Here is a 14,292-nt window from a genome sequence, read left to right on the forward strand (position 1 = left end):
CATATGGATATGGATGTCATTTCCAGTTGGCCTGCGCGTGCCGACGACCCGGCGAGCGTCGATGGGGGGTGATCTGCCGTGGGTGGCCGGACGACCCGGCAGCGCAAGGCGGTCCTGAGCGCGCTCGCGGGCTGCCAGGACTTCGTGTCGGCCCAGGAACTGCACGCCCTGCTGGTCGCCGACGCCCACAAGATCGGCCTCACCACCGTCTACCGCGCACTGCGTGACCTGGAGGCGGAGGGCGGTGTGGACGTCGTACGCGACGAGGCGGGCGGACGGCTCTACCGTCGGCGGCCCGCCGACGGCCACCGCCACTACCTGATCTGCCGCTGCTGCGGCAGCAGCCGACCGGTGGACTCCGAGGTCGTCGAGCGGTGGGCGGACCGGATCGCCGCCGACACCGGGTTCGCCGCGGTGCAGCACACCGTCGAGCTCACCGGCCTGTGCACCGACTGCCATACCACCGAGGACGGAGAAGACACCGCCGTCATGGTCCGGTAACGGTTCGGGGGCGGCGGGCCACACCGCCGCGCCGTGCACGAACGTCGCACGGCCGCAACCAGGACAACGCCGGCCGACGATCCCGCACACGCGGTGCCGGTTCGCCCGCCGATCGGCGACACGGCCCGGTACGAGGTGACTCTCCCCCGCCTGACGGACGAGGGCGCGCGGTTCCTGCGGCAGAGCCGTGCCGCGGTGAGTGGACGGCGGACGAATTCTCGCTCTGCCTCACGTCAGGAGCTGGTCAGGAACGCGGTGTGCGGGGCCGGGCGCTGCTTGGCATCGGCTGCACCGCCTCGTTCGTACAACTGTCCGGAGGCCGGGCGTGCCCGAAACCGCCCTCGACACCGAAGCCGAACCCGGCCCTGCCCGCCCTGCGGCACGGGCGGCACGAGACCGACACCCCGCGGTACGCGCAGGACCCGCAGGGGGACGTGATCCCGCTGGACAGCCACATCCGGCCGGCCAACCCCCTTCTTCGCCCTGCCCGGCGTGCGGGACGACACACACCTTGTTCAAACGTCCTGACAAACGCATTGACATCCCCTGGGGGCGGCCCCATAGTACGTGCTACTAGAGCGCGCTAATAAAGCGCTCTAGCACAGGCGAGGCACCGCGCGAGGCATCGTTCGGCCGACGACCCGCCCCCGCCCCGCACGGAGCTGCCATCCCCTTCTCCCCCCTCACTCCCTCCTTCGATCTACTCCTCACGAGGTGCACGGGACATGCACAGAAACCACAGAGCCGCCGCCCTGACCGCCACGCTTCTGGCGGGCGCCCTGTTCGCCGCCGGCTGTTCCAGCGGCTCCGGCGGCAAGAAGTCCGAGGAAGCCGCGGCGGACGCCGGCGTGGGCAAGGCGGACACCCCCCGTATGACGGTGGCGATGATCACGCACGCCGCCCCCGGCGACACCTTCTGGGACCTGATCCGCAAGGGCGCCACGGCGGCCGCCGCGAAGGACAACATCAAGCTCGTCTACTCCAGCGACCCCAACGCCGGAAACCAGGCCAACCTGGTGCAGAACGCGATCGACCAGAAGGTCGACGGCATCGCGCTCACCGCGGCGAAGCCGGACGCGATGAAGGCGGTGGTGGCCAAGGCCACGGCGGCCGGTATCCCGGTCGTCGGCTTCAACTCCGGCCTGGACGACTGGAAGCAGCTCGGCATGCTGGAGTACTTCGGCCAGGACGAGAACATCGCGGGCGTGGCGTTCGGCGAGCGTCTGAACCAGATGGGCGCCAAGCACGCCCTGTGTGTGATCCAGGAGCAGGGGCAGGTCGCACTGGAGGCCCGGTGCGCCGGCCTGAAGAAGGGATTCAAGGGCCAGACCGAGACCCTCTACGTCAACGGCACCGACATGCCGACCGTGAAGTCCACGATCACCGCCAAGCTCCAGCAGGACTCCTCCATCGACCAGGTGGTCACCCTCGGCGCCCCCTTCGCGCTCACGGCCGTGCAGTCGGTGAAGGACTCGGGAAGCAAGGCCAAGGTGGCCACCTTCGACCTCAACAAGGACCTGGTCCAGGCCGTCCAGGACGGGTCCGTGGAGTTCGCGGTCGACCAGCAGCCGTATCTGCAGGGCTACCTGGCCGTCGACGGGCTGTGGCTGTACCGGACCAACGGCAACATCAGCGGCGGCGGCACCGCCCCGGTGCTCACCGGACCGGCCTTCGTCACCAAGGAGAACGTCGACTCCGTCGCGAAGTTCGCCGCCAACGGCACCCGCTGACCAGGTTCAGCCCGCCGCCCCCTCAGGCGGCGGGCCGGTAGTCCCCCGTACCACCAGCTTCGGGTCCAGTACCGCCTCCCGTGGCCGCAGTTCCGGGCTCTGCAGCCGTTCCACGGCGAACCGCACCGCGTGCTCGGCCATCAGCCTCGCGTCCTGGCGGACGGTGGTCAGCCCGATCGGCATCACATGGGAGAGGTGGCTGTCGTCGTAGCCGACGACGGACATGTCCCGCGGGACCTCGACACCCGCCCGTACCAGGGCCATCAACACGCCCATCGCGCACCGGTCGTTGCCCGCGAGGACCGCCGTCGGCAGGGGCAGGCCCCGGTCGTGCTCCGCCAGGAGCAGGCGGCCGGTCTCGATCCCGGACTGCTCGGTGTGCTCGCCGGGGATCACCCGGATCTCCGGCTCCAGTCCGTGCCGGCGCATCGCGGCCCGGTAGGAGCGCCGCCGCTCGGCCGAGCCGGGCCCCCGGCCGCCGTCGACGTGCACGATCCTGCGGTGCCCGAGTTCCACCAGGTAGTCCATGGCCTGCCGCACCCCCTTGCTCTCGGCGCTGTGCACGAAGTCCACCCGGGCGGCGCGCGGCACTCGGCGGCTGACCGACACGGTGACGGCGCGCTGCCCGAGTTCGTCGAGGTAGGCGGCGTCCGCCTCGGGGCCGAGCAGGATCAGCGCCTCGCAGCGGTGACCGAGCAGCGCCTCGATCGCCTTGGACTCGCTGCGTCCCTCGGCCGCCGCGGAGAGCAGGACGTCGTAGCCGAGTCGCTCGGCCTCGGGGTAGATCCCTTCGATCAGGTCGGTGTGGAAGGTCTGGTGCACGGTGAACATCACACCCAGCGTGCGGCTGCGGCCACGGGCGAGGAGCCGGGCCGCGCTGTCGGGCCGGTAGCCGATCTCCTCGGCGACGCGCAGCACCCGTTCGCGGGTCTCCTGGCTCGCGCCCGGCTGGTTGCGGAACACGATCGAGACCAGCGCCCGGGACACGCCCGCCCGGTCGGCGACATCGGCCATCGTGGGCCGCTGCCGGCCCGTTGCATCCACCTGTGAACCCACCCTTCGACGGCGTCTGCTGGGGCAGCCGTGAAATCCCCCGGCAACAAGGTATTGACATGACATTTGGACAGGGGTCATCGTACTCGCACTAGAGCGCGCTAGTAGAGCGCGACAGCACGTTTGCGAGGAGAACCGCAGGAACTCCGAACTCCCCTCTTCCCTCTCCCCGAAGGACATTCCATGGCAACGGCGCCGTCCCCACTCCGCACCACCGCGGGCAACCTCTGTCTGGGCTCCGCCCCGGACTCCTGGGGCGTGTGGTTCCCCGAGGACGAACACCAGGTGCCGTACACCCGCTTCCTCGACGAACTCGCGCAGGCCGGCTACGAGTGGCTGGAACTCGGCCCCTACGGCTATCTCCCCACCGACCCGCGGCGGCTGCGGGCGGAACTCGACGCCCGAGGGCTCAAGGTCTCCGGCGGTACGGCCTTCGGCGCGCTGCACCGCCCCGAGGCGTGGGACGAGATGCTCGCCCACGTCCGGCAGGTCGCCGCGCTGACGGCCGCGGCGGGCGCCCACCACCTGGTCCTGATCCCGCCCATGTACCGGGACGAGAAGACCGGCGCGTTCACCGAGCCGTCCGAGCTGACGGCCGAGCAGTGGGCCGGTTTCGGCCGGGCCGCCGACCGGCTGGGCAGGCTGCTCCTCGACGAGTACGACGTACGCCTCGTCGTCCATCCGCACGCCGACAGCCACCTCCAGACCCAGCCGGAGATCGAGCGGCTGCTGAACGAGTCCGACAGCCGGTACACGAATCTGTGCCTGGACACGGGACACGTGGCGTACGGCGGTGGGGACAACCTCGACCTGATCCGCCGCTTCGGTGAGCGCGTCGGCTATGTGCACATCAAACAGATGGACCCGGCGGTGCTCGCCCAGGTCGCCGCCGAGGGGCTGTCCTTCGGCGAGGCCGTCCGGCGCGGGGTGTGCGTCTCCCCTCCGGCGGGCGTGCCCGACCCGGCGGACGTGGTGGCGGAACTCGCCGGGCTCGACGCCGAGTTGTTCGTCATCGTCGAGCAGGACCTGTACCCGTGCGCTCCGGACGTGCCGCTCCCCATCGCCGTCCGCACCCGTGAGCACCTGGCCGGCTGCGGCCTCACCGGGACGCAACGCCCGCACCACGCCCGGTAGGAGGTGGCATGGACGTCAAGGACGACGCGACACCGGCTCCCACGCCGGTCGCCGACCGGGCCCCCGCCGCGGTCTCCCGGCGGCTGCGCCTCATCACCGTCATCGCCACCTTCGGCGGCCTTCTCTTCGGGTACGACACCGGTGTCATCAACGGCGCCCTGCCCTACATGACCGACGACCTGGGCCTGACCCCGGTCACCGAGGGCATGGTCACCAGCTCGCTCCTGCTCGGGGCCGCGCTCGGCGCGGTCGCCGGGGGCCGGATGTCGGACGCGCGCGGACGACGCCGTACGATCCTCGCCCTCGCCGTGCTGTTCTTCGTCGGCGCGCTCGGCTGCACCCTCGCGCCGACCACCGCCGTGATGGTGGTCGCCCGGTTCGTGCTCGGCCTCGCGGTCGGCGGCGCCTCGGTGACCGTGCCGGTGTACCTCGCGGAGATCTCGCCGGCCGAGCGGCGCGGCGCACTGGTCACCCGCAACGAACTGATGATCGTCAGCGGGCAGCTGCTCGCCTTCACCTCCAACGCGATCATCGCGCAGGTGGGCGGCGAGTCCGGCGGCGTGTGGCGCTGGATGCTGGTGATCGCCACGCTGCCGGCCGTGGTGCTGTGGTTCGGCATGCTGGTGATGCCGGAGAGCCCGCGTTGGCTGGCCTCCCGGACCCGCTTCGGTGAGGCGCTCGACGTGCTGAAGCAGGTGCGGTCGCGGGCCCGGGCCGAGGCCGAGCTGAGCGAGGTGTCCGCGCTCGCCGTCCGGGACGAGCGGGAGAAGCTCGGCGGCTGGCGGGACATGAGGGCCGTGCCCTGGGTGCGCCGACTGATGTTCGTCGGCTTCGGCATCGCGATCGTGCAGCAGATCACCGGCGTCAACACGATCATTGAACCCCCGTGGAGGGAATGACCATGACCGTACGTGTAGGTGTCATCGGCGCCGGAATGATCGGCCAGGACCACATACGGCGCCTCACCGAGGTCGTCACCGGGGCCGCCGTCACCGCCGTGACCGACATCGACGCATCGCGCGCCGCCGGGGTGGCCGCCCGCGTCGGCGCCACCGCGCTGCCCACGGGCGCCGACCTGATCGGCTCCCCCGACGTGGACGCCGTCCTCGTCACCTCCTGGGGGCCCACGCACGCCGAGCACGTCCTGGACGCGGTCGCGGCCGGGAAACCCGTCTTCTGCGAGAAGCCCCTCGCCACCACCGCCGAGGACTGTCTGCGCGTCGTCGACGCCGAACGCGCCCACGGTCGCCGCCTGGTCCAGGTCGGCTTCATGCGCCGCTTCGACGCCGGCTACCGCCAGATGAAGGAGGTCATCGCCTCCGGCGCCGTCGGCACCCCGCTGATCGTGCACTGCGCGCACCGCAACCCGACGGTGCCGGAGTCGTACACCTCCGTCATGGCCGCGCAGGACACCGCCGTGCACGAGATCGACGTACTGCGCTGGCTGCTGGACGACGAGATCGTCTCCGCCCAGGTGATCACGCCGCGCGCCACCGGCAAACGGTTCGCGCACCTCAAGGACCCCCAGCTCATGTACTTCGAGACGGCGAGCGGCGTCCGCATCGACCTGGAGGTCTTCGTCAACTGCCAGTACGGCTACGACATCCAGTGCGAGACCGTCGGCGAGGAGGGCCTCGTCCGGCTGCCCGACCCGGCCGCCGTGGGGATCCGTACCGCAGGACGGCACGGCACCGCCGTCCTGCAGGACTGGAAGGGGCGGTTCGCGGACGCCTTCGACACCGAGTTCCGCGAGTGGATCAACGCCGTCGCGGACGGCGCCGAGCCCACCGGCCCCTCCGCGTGGGACGGCTATGCCGCCACCGTCATCACCGACGCCGCCGTCCGTTCCCTGCAGACCGGCGGCCAGGTCGTCACCGTCGACATGAAGCCCCGCCCGGTGTTCTACGGAGGAACCGCATGAAGATCGCCCTCGACCCGTACATGTTCCGCGCCCTGCCGCTCGACGACATGGTGCGCACGGTGGCCGAACTCGGCTATGCGTACATCGAGTTGTCGCCGCGTGACGACTTCATGCCGTTCTTCCTGCATCCTCGGGCGGACGACGACCGTGTGGCCGCGTTCAAGCGGTCGTTGCGCACGCACGGCGTCCAGCTGTCCTCCGTCCTGCCCCTGTACAAGTGGTCCTCGCCCGACGAGACGGAGCGGCAGGCCGCCGTCCGGTACTGGAAGCGGATGATCGAGATCACGGCCGACCTCGAATGCCCGCTGATGAACTCCGAGTTCAACGGCCGTCCGGAGCGGGCCGCCGAGAGCGAGGCCGCGTTCTGGCGCTCGATGGAGGAACTGCTGCCGGTCTTCGAGCGGGAGGGCATCGCCCTCAACCTGGAGGCGCACCCGGACGACTTCTGCGAGGAGAACGCCCCTGCGGTGGACCTGGTCCGCGCCATCAACAAGCCCTGGGTGAACTACCTCTACTGCGCGCCGCACTCCTTCCACCTGTCGGGTGCTTCGGAGGTGGGGGCCGACATCGCGGCGATGCTGCGCTACGCCGGGGACAAGCTCCGGCACGTGCACATCGCGGACTCCTTCAACCACAAGGGGTCGTCCGGGCTGCGCTACATCCTCAACCCGCCCGGCACCCCGGCCCGGATCCACCAGCACCTCGACATCGGCCAGGGCGAGGTCGACTGGGACGCCTTCTTCGGCACCCTGCGCGAGCTGGACTTCGACGGCGTCGCCACCGCCTGCGTGTTCGCCTGGGAGGAGCGGGCCCGCGAGTCCTCGGCGTTCATGCTCGACCGCATCACCAAGGAACTGGCCGGGTGACGCCGGGAGAGTGCCTCACCCGATCTCCTGTTCCGCCCAGATGACCTTGCCGCCGGGTGTGTAGCGGGCGCCCCAGCGGTGGGCGAGCTGGGCCACGAGGAACAGGCCGCGGCCACCCTCGTCCGTGCTGCGGGCGTGCCTCAGGCGGGGTGCGGTGCTGCTGGCGTCGGCGACCTCGCAGGTCAGGCGGGAGTCGCGGAGCAGGCGCAGATGGATGGGCGGTGCGGCGTAGCGGATGGCGTTGGTGACCAGTTCGCTCACGATCAGCTCCGTGGTCATGGCCAGCTCCCCGAAGCCCCAGGCCTCGACCTGGCGGGTCGCCCGGGCCCGGAGGTCGGCGACGGCGGCGGGGTCCGCGGGTACGGCCCAGGAGACGACGTGGTCGGCACCGAGGGCGTGGGTGCGCGTCAGGAGCAGGGCGATGTCGTCGGGTTGGGGCACGGGCACGAGCCGCTCCACCGCGGACGCACACAGGGCCACGAGGTCGGGCTCCGCCGCGGCACCGGGGGCCGGGCCGCGTCCGGTGGACTCCACGGGGCCACGCGCCCGGCACCGTCCACTGGACTCCGCCCCGCCAGGATCCTCACCCCGCCCGCCGGGCGCCGCAACGTCGGACTCCTGACCCCGCCCGCCGGGCGCCACGGCACCGGAGACCGAACCCCGCCCCGCCGACCCCACAGGGCCACGCTCCCGGCACCGTCCACTGGACTCCGCCCCGCCAGGATCCTCACCCCGCCCGCCGGGCACCGCAACGTCGGACTCCTGACCCCGCCCGCCGGTCGCCGCAACGTCGGACTCCTGACCCCGCCCGCCGGGGTCCTGGCCCCGCCGGGTGAACGGCGCAACGTCGGGATCCGGGCCCCGCCGGGCGGACTCCACGAGGCCGGGATCCGGCCCCTGCCCGGGAGACCCCACGCCACCAGCACCGTCACCCCGCTCGGCAGCCCCCGCACCAGCACCGTCACCCCGCCCGGCAGCCCCCGCACCAGCACCGTCACCCCGCCCGGCAGCCCCCGCACCAGCACCGTCACCACGCCCGGCAGCCCCCGCACCAGAACCCTCGCTCGGCCCGGCAGCCCCCACACCACCAGCGCCCTCGCTCCGCCCGGCAGCCCCCACACCACCACGACCCGTCGCCCTCACCCCCACGTCACCGCCACCCGCCCCCACGTCACCGCCCCCGCGCCCGGCCTGCGCCGCGCCCCTGGCGGCGAAGGGCTGGGCCAGTGTCTCGCCGAGGCGGGTCATGCCGAGTTCCATGTCGTGGTCGGCTCCCAGGATGAGGCCGTCGGTGTAGAGACCGAAGAGGCTGTTCTCGGCGAGTTCGATCTCGGTGGACTCGAACGCCATCCCGCCCAGCCCGAGCGGCGGCCCGGCCGGCGGTTCGGGGAAGGAGACCTGCCCGTCGGGGGCGACCACGACAGGGGGCGGATGTCCGGCACGGGCCATCGCGCACCGCCTGCTGACCGGGTCGTACACGGCGTACAGACAGGTCGCGCCGAGAAAGGCGGTGGTGCTCTCGTCGGTCTTCTCCTCGCTCAGCCGCAGCACCAGGTCGTCGAGGTGGGCCAGCAGGTCGGCGGGCGGCAGCTCCATGTCGGCGAGGGTCTGCACCGCCGTACGCAGCCGACCCATCGCGGCGGCCGCGGTGATGCCGTGGCCGACGACGTCGCCGACGACGAGCCCCACCCGGGCGCCGGACAGCGGGATGACGTCGAACCAGTCGCCGCCGACCCCGCCGCTCGGGTCGGCGGGCAGATAGCAGGAGGCCACCTCCAGCGCCGTACCGCCGGTCAGGGCCTGGGGCAGCAGGCTGCGCTGCAGGGTGACCGCCGCCGTGTGCTCCCGGGTGTAGCGGCGGGCGTTGTCCACGCACAGCGCCGCGCGGGCCACCAGTTCCCGGGCCAGCAGGACGTCGTCGGGCTGGAAGGGGGCGGGGTTGAGCGACCGCATGAACGTGGTGATGCCCAGGGCGGTGTTCCGCGCCCGCATCGGCACGGCGATGAAGGTGTGCAGTCCGAACTCCCGGATCTTGCCGGCTCGCGCGGGCTCCTCGGCCATCCACCACTCGTCGGACGGGTCGAGGACCGGGATGAGGACCGGATCGCCGTTGATGATCAGATTCACGTCGTGCGGCGGCGGCACGAAGTCCACCCTGTCCCCGACCCGCGCCACGGCCTCCGGACAGCCCTCGCGCACCGAACTCATCCCGGCGCGGCGCATCACCGGCTTGGCGGACGCCGGTCCCGCGTCGGTCAGCCACGCCCCGTGCCCCTCGGTGCTGAGGACCGGCTCCAGGAGGTCGACGACGACGAAGTCCGCGAAGCGGGGGACGGCGAAGTCGGCGAGTTCCTGTGCCGTGCGCATCACGTCCAGTGTCCGGCCGATGCTTTTCCCGGCGTCGTTGACCAGCGACAGCAGCTGGCGGGCGTTCCACCGCTCGGTGACGTCCAGGACCATGTAGCAGACCCCGGTGACGGAGTTGTCGGCGTCCACCAGCGGGAAGAACGACGTGGAGTAGGCGTGCCGGCGGTGCGGGTCGGCCCAGCTCCAGCCGACGTACTCGTAGTCGGTGACGGGGACTCCGGTGGCCAGCACCTTGCGCATCAGGCCTTCGAGGGTTTCCGCCTGCAGCCCGGGCAGCAGTTCGCTGAGCCGGCGGCCCAGCCGCTGCTCCCGGGGCACACCGCCGAAGCGTTCCAGGGTGTCGTTCAGCCACACGTACCGCAGATCCAGGTCCATCACCGCCATGCCGACCGGCGAGCGGGTCAGGAAGCCGTCGAGGACGGACTGACCGACCTTCCACTGCTGCCGCTGCTCCCGGGCGGAGACCAGGAAGCACTCCTGCGAGCCGATCCGGAAGCAGGCGGAGACCCGCAGGTCGACGTCGATCCGGTGGCCGTCGCGGTGCCGCAGCGGGACGTGACCGCTCCACCCCATTCCGGCGCGGCACCGGTCGGCGATGCCGGCCGTGCGGACCGGATCCCCGGGCATCGCCAGCAGACGTCCGGCGGAGCCGCCGACGACCTCCTCCGCCGGACGCCCGAGGAGTTCCTCGGCCGCGCGGGTCCAGCCGATCACCACGCCGGTGGCGGAGACCACCGCCGCCGCGTCGGTGGACGCGTCGAAGTACTCGCCCGCTCCGGCGGGCGGCGACGTATCGGAACCGTGTCGCGCAGCGTCCATTGTCGCCATCCTCTACACGACCATGTTCCTTCTTGTCCGTCCGATGTGCACGCCCCCCGGCGGACGCCCCGGCCCTCGGGCTGGGCAAGGCAGAGGGCGGGGGGCAGCATGGAAGGGCACATCGTCACTTCCGCCGGCCGGAGGAGGAGGATCAGGGATGGCAGCCGAATCCTTCCAGTCCGACGGGGACGAGTACGGCCCGGAGGCGCCCGGACCGACCGGCCTGCTGGACGTGCTGAGCGTGGCAGCGGTGGTGGTCGACGCCGAGGGGCGCATCGTGTTCTGGACCCCGCAGGCCGAGGACCTCTTCGGCTACACCGCGCAGGAGGCGCTCGGCACGCACGCGGCGCGGCTGTTCGTCCGCCCCGAGCACCTGCCGGCCGTGATGAAGCTGTTCGCGGAGGTGCTGGAGACCGGCCGCAGCTGGGCCGGCACCTTCCCGATCCGGCTCAAGGACGGCAGCACTCGCCTGACGGAGTTCCGCAACATGCGGCTGCTGGACGACCTCGGTGATGTCTACGCCCTGGGCCTCGCCGCCGACCACAACCTGCTCCAGCGCGTCGAGACCGACCTCGCCCTGTGCGAGCGGCTGATCAACCAGTCCCCGATCGGCCTGGCCCTCATGGACCCCGACCTGCGCTATCTGCTGGTCAACCCGGCACTGGAGCGGATCGACGGGGTGCCCGCCGAGGACCACATCGGCCGGCATCTGCGCGAGACCCTGCACCTGCCGGACATCGAGACCATCGAGGCCTGCCTGCGTCAGGTGCTCACCACCGGCACCCCGCTGCTCGACCAGTACCACGTGGGCCGCCCGCCGACCGACCCCGAGCACGAGCACGCCTGGTCCCTGTCGTTCTACCGGCTGGAGGACCCCGGCGGGCGGGTCCTGGGCGCGGCCACCTCCGTCGTCGACGTCACCGAACGGCACCGCGCGGCCGCCGAGGCCGACCGGGCCCGGCGGCGCCTCGCCCTCATCGCCGACGCCTCCACCCGGGTCGGCACCACGCTGGAGGTGGAGCAGACCGCGCGCGAACTGGCCGACATCGCCGCCTCCGAGCTGGCCGACGTGGTCGCCGTGGACGTCCTGGACTCCGCGCTGGCCTGCCGGCGGACCCGCCCGCCGGACAACGGGCCGGAGCTGTTCCGCGCCCTCGCACTCAAAGCGGCCCACCCGACCGTGGCGCTGCACGCCGCCGACCCGCCCGGAGACGTCGCCGCCTACGAGGGCGACCGCCTGGTCACCCTGTGCGTGCACACCGGCCGGCCGGTCCTGGTACGGCATGTCGACGACCGCGACCTGCCGCGGATCGCCCGGGACGACGAGGCCGTCGCCCTGCTGGCGCAGGCCGGCGTCCACTCGTATCTCGCGGTGCCACTGATCGCGCACGGCGAGGTGCTCGGCGCCCTCGACCTCAAGCGCACCCGTAACCCGCTGCCGTTCGACCAGGACGACGTCGTGCTGGCCAGTGAGCTGGCCAGCCGTGCCGCCGTGGCCATCGACAACGCCCGCTGGTTCCAGAGCGTGCGCAACACCGCGCTCACCCTCCAGCGCAGCCTGCTGCCCGACCACCCGCCGCACCACACCGGCCTGGAACTCGCCTCCCGCTACCAGCCCGCCCAGGCCACCAGCGAGGTCGGCGGCGACTGGTACGACGTGATCGGCCTGACCGACGACAAGACCGCCCTGGTCGTCGGCGACGTCATGGGCAACGGCATCGACGCCGCCGCCACCATGGGCCGGCTGCGCACGGCGACCGTCGCCTACGCGGACCTCGATCTGGACCCCGGTGCCGTGCTCCAGCACCTCGACAAGATCACCTGCGATCTGGAGCACTACATCGTCACGTGCGTGTACGCCGTGTACGACCCGCGCACCAGACAGTGCCGCATCGCCAACGCGGGTCACATGCCGCCCGCGCTGGCCCGTCCCGGCCGGGCCCCTGAACTGCTCGACCTGCCGTCCGGGGCACCGCTCGGCATCGGCGGCATCCCGTTCGAGCCCACCACGGTCGAGCTGGCCCCCGGCGACCTGCTGGTCCTCTACACCGACGGCCTCGTCGAGACCCGCCACCACCCCATCGACGACCGCCTGAACGTCCTCCTCACCTTCCTCGACGAACCCCACCGGCCGCTGGAGGAGACCTGCGACCTGCTGCTGTACGGCCTGCGTCACGCGGACGACCACGACGACGTCGCCCTCCTCGTCGCGCGCGCCCTGTAGGCGGTACGGCGATTGGCCGCCGGGGGTGCAGGGCACCCGTCGGCACCATGGAGCAACCGCGGCGGATCCTGCTCACCGGGTGGTTCAGCTTCCGAGACGGGGAGGTGACCGCCGGGGACGTGCTGGCGCTGCGGCGGGTGGAGGACGTACTGGAGCGGGCCGGGCTGGCGTACGACGTCGCCTGGAGTCCGGGGTTCCGGCCGGGGGCGCCGCACCTGGAGGAGGTGCGGGCCGAGGCGTACTCCCATCTGGTGTTCGTGTGCGGGCCGGTGCACGGGCCGCAGGTCGAGGAGCTGCACCGGCGGTTCGCGCACTGCGTACGGATCGCCGTCGGTACGTCGGTCGTCGATCCGGCGGGTCCGGCCGTCGCCGGTTTCCACCAGGTGCTGGCGCGGGACGCTCCGGGCGCCGAGCCGCTGGTGGACCTCGCCGCCCGCGCGCCCGCCGTCCCGGCCCGGCCGGTGATCGGGGTGATCCTCACGCACGGGCAGCACGAGTACGCGGAGCGGCGACGGCACGCGGAGGTCGCCGACGCCGTCACCCGCTGGCTGGCCGGGAAGGACTGTGCGCGGCTGGAGCTGGAGACCCGGCTCGACGCCCACGACTGGCGGCTGAGCGCGACGCCCGCCCAGCTGTCGTCGGTGCTCGACCGCCTCGACCTCGTCGTCACGGACCGGCTGCACGGGCTGGTGCTGGCGCTGCGGGCGGGCACTCCGGCACTGGCCGTCGACCCGGTCACGGGCGGCGCGAAGGTGACCGCACAGGCGCGCGCGTGCGGCTGGCCCGCACTGATCGCGGCCGAGCGGCTCGACGTGCGCGAGCTGGAGCGCTGGTGGGACTGGTGCCTGACCGCCGGACGCGGCGCCGCCCGCCGCACGCGGGACCGCTTCCGGGACGGCACCGGCGTACGGGACGGCGCGGAAGCGCTGGCGGCGGCGCTGGGGGTGACGGGGGCCCGGCCGGCGGCAGGTGAGCGGCGCGGGTGAGAAGCCTGCGGCTCCCTGGGCAGGTCACCTCGCCGTACGAGAAACCGGCCTGCCGGACACCAGGGACCGTACTGCCGTGCCCAGGTCAGGGGCGGTGTGCTGGGCGGTCGTCTCCGGTCGCGTGCGGGCGGTCGGTACGAGGATGGCGTGGGCGCCCGCCCGGTGGGCGGCCTCCATGTGGGCGTCGGTGTCACCGATCACGGCGCAGTCGGTGGGGGCCGTGCACAGGCGTCCGGCGGCCCAGAGGATCAGGCCCGGCTCGGGTGGGCGGCAGTGGCAGCCGTCGGCGGGGGCGTGCGGGCACACGCCGTGTACGTCGAACGGGCCGAGCAGTTCCTCGACGCGGGCGTCGACCCGACGCACGTCGGCCTCGGTGAGCCGCCCGTGGGAGACGCCGGGCTCGTGGGTGAGGAAGCCGGTACGGAAACCGTGGAAGCGCAGCAGCGCGAGCGCCTCGTGGACTCCGGCGACGGGGCGGACGCGGTCGGGATCGGCGTTGCCGGGAACGTCCTCGACGAGGATGCCGTCCCGGCCGAGGAGCACAGCGCGAATCGGGCTCACGACGCCACCTCCAGCACGGCCGCCGCGGACCGACTCACGGCGCCACCTCTCGCCGGGGAGATGCGCATCCGGGTCACGGCGCCACCTCCGCCGGGCGGGTGCGCATCCGGATCACGACGCCATCTGCCGC

At 72.4% G+C, this 14,292-nt stretch carries 10 protein-coding genes and 1 pseudogene; 8 read left to right on the forward strand and 3 right to left on the reverse strand.

What is annotated here, in order from left to right; all coding sequences use genetic code 11:
- Positions 1 to 78: 78 nt before the first annotated feature.
- Together KWI83_RS18490 and KWI83_RS18495 are read left to right on the forward strand one after the other, a co-directional pair.
- A complete protein-coding gene (locus KWI83_RS18490; protein WP_218515450.1) occupies positions 79 to 501 on the forward strand; it encodes a Fur family transcriptional regulator in 423 nt (140 codons plus the stop codon).
- A gap of 725 nt (positions 502 to 1,226) precedes the next feature.
- The gene (locus KWI83_RS18495) at positions 1,227 to 2,231 is read left to right on the forward strand and encodes a substrate-binding domain-containing protein (RefSeq protein ID WP_218515451.1); all 1,005 of its coding nucleotides are present in this window, start codon (positions 1,227 to 1,229) and stop codon (positions 2,229 to 2,231) included.
- 6 nt (positions 2,232 to 2,237) lie between these two features.
- On the opposite strand, the gene KWI83_RS18500 is transcribed toward KWI83_RS18495, so the two are convergent.
- Positions 2,238 to 3,245: a LacI family DNA-binding transcriptional regulator gene (locus KWI83_RS18500; RefSeq protein ID WP_218515483.1), complete on the reverse strand. Its 1,008-nt coding sequence runs from the start codon at positions 3,243 to 3,245 to the stop codon at positions 2,238 to 2,240.
- Positions 3,246 to 3,467: 222 nt separating this feature from the next.
- On the opposite strand from KWI83_RS18500, the gene KWI83_RS18505 reads away from it, so the two are divergent.
- From KWI83_RS18505 to KWI83_RS18520, 4 genes and pseudogenes are all read left to right on the forward strand, one after another.
- A complete protein-coding gene (locus KWI83_RS18505; protein ID WP_218515452.1) occupies positions 3,468 to 4,418 on the forward strand; it encodes a TIM barrel protein in 951 nt (316 codons plus the stop codon).
- An 8-nt stretch (positions 4,419 to 4,426) separates the two neighbouring features.
- Positions 4,427 to 5,296 (forward strand): annotated as a pseudogene (locus KWI83_RS18510) (MFS transporter); the annotation flags it as partial.
- Positions 5,297 to 5,319: 23 nt separating this feature from the next.
- On the forward strand, positions 5,320 to 6,339 hold the full coding sequence (locus tag KWI83_RS18515) for a Gfo/Idh/MocA family protein (protein ID WP_218515453.1): 1,020 nt from the start codon (positions 5,320 to 5,322) through the stop codon (positions 6,337 to 6,339).
- Positions 6,336 to 7,205, forward strand: a complete 870-nt coding sequence (locus KWI83_RS18520; protein WP_218515454.1) for a sugar phosphate isomerase/epimerase — start codon at positions 6,336 to 6,338, stop codon at positions 7,203 to 7,205. Before KWI83_RS18515 ends, KWI83_RS18520 begins: the two co-directional genes overlap by 4 nt.
- 15 nt (positions 7,206 to 7,220) lie before the next feature.
- On the opposite strand, the gene KWI83_RS38725 is transcribed toward KWI83_RS18520, so the two are convergent.
- Positions 7,221 to 10,391, reverse strand: coding sequence for a SpoIIE family protein phosphatase (locus tag KWI83_RS38725; protein ID WP_256362447.1), 3,171 nt, complete (start codon positions 10,389 to 10,391; stop codon positions 7,221 to 7,223).
- Between the two features lie 157 nt (positions 10,392 to 10,548).
- Here KWI83_RS38725 and KWI83_RS18535 point away from each other — a divergent pair, with 157 nt between their 5' ends.
- Both KWI83_RS18535 and KWI83_RS18540 read left to right on the forward strand, forming a co-directional pair.
- Positions 10,549 to 12,615 (forward strand): SpoIIE family protein phosphatase, encoded by a 2,067-nt coding sequence (locus KWI83_RS18535; RefSeq protein ID WP_218515455.1) that lies wholly within the window; start codon positions 10,549 to 10,551, stop codon positions 12,613 to 12,615.
- 47 nt (positions 12,616 to 12,662) lie between these two features.
- Positions 12,663 to 13,601: a polysaccharide pyruvyl transferase family protein gene (locus tag KWI83_RS18540; protein WP_218515456.1), complete on the forward strand. Its 939-nt coding sequence runs from the start codon at positions 12,663 to 12,665 to the stop codon at positions 13,599 to 13,601.
- A gap of 24 nt (positions 13,602 to 13,625) precedes the next feature.
- Here KWI83_RS18540 and KWI83_RS18545 read toward each other — a convergent pair whose 3' ends face one another.
- Positions 13,626 to 14,162, reverse strand: a complete 537-nt coding sequence (locus tag KWI83_RS18545) for an HAD-IIIA family hydrolase (RefSeq protein ID WP_218515457.1) — start codon at positions 14,160 to 14,162, stop codon at positions 13,626 to 13,628.
- Positions 14,163 to 14,292 lie beyond the last annotated feature (130 nt).

This window comes from Streptomyces sp. TRM70350, assembly GCF_019219825.1.
Classification (GTDB): Bacteria; Actinomycetota; Actinomycetes; order Streptomycetales; family Streptomycetaceae; genus Streptomyces.

What these genes read in the sequence shown, in the direction of transcription:
- KWI83_RS18540 (WP_218515456.1), top strand. Translation starts at nt 12,663, where the DNA reads ATGGAGCAACCGCGGCGGATCCTGCTCACCGGGTGGTTCAGCTTCCGA.
- KWI83_RS18505 (WP_218515452.1), top strand. Translation starts at nt 3,468, where the DNA reads ATGGCAACGGCGCCGTCCCCACTCCGCACCACCGCGGGCAACCTCTGT.
- KWI83_RS18500 (WP_218515483.1), bottom strand. Translation starts at nt 3,245, where the DNA reads ATGGCCGATGTCGCCGACCGGGCGGGCGTGTCCCGGGCGCTGGTCTCG.
- KWI83_RS18515 (WP_218515453.1), top strand. Translation starts at nt 5,320, where the DNA reads ATGACCGTACGTGTAGGTGTCATCGGCGCCGGAATGATCGGCCAGGAC.
- KWI83_RS38725 (WP_256362447.1), bottom strand. Translation starts at nt 10,391, where the DNA reads ATGGACGCTGCGCGACACGGTTCCGATACGTCGCCGCCCGCCGGAGCG.
- KWI83_RS18495 (WP_218515451.1), top strand. Translation starts at nt 1,227, where the DNA reads ATGCACAGAAACCACAGAGCCGCCGCCCTGACCGCCACGCTTCTGGCG.
- KWI83_RS18535 (WP_218515455.1), top strand. Translation starts at nt 10,549, where the DNA reads ATGGCAGCCGAATCCTTCCAGTCCGACGGGGACGAGTACGGCCCGGAG.
- KWI83_RS18520 (WP_218515454.1), top strand. Translation starts at nt 6,336, where the DNA reads ATGAAGATCGCCCTCGACCCGTACATGTTCCGCGCCCTGCCGCTCGAC.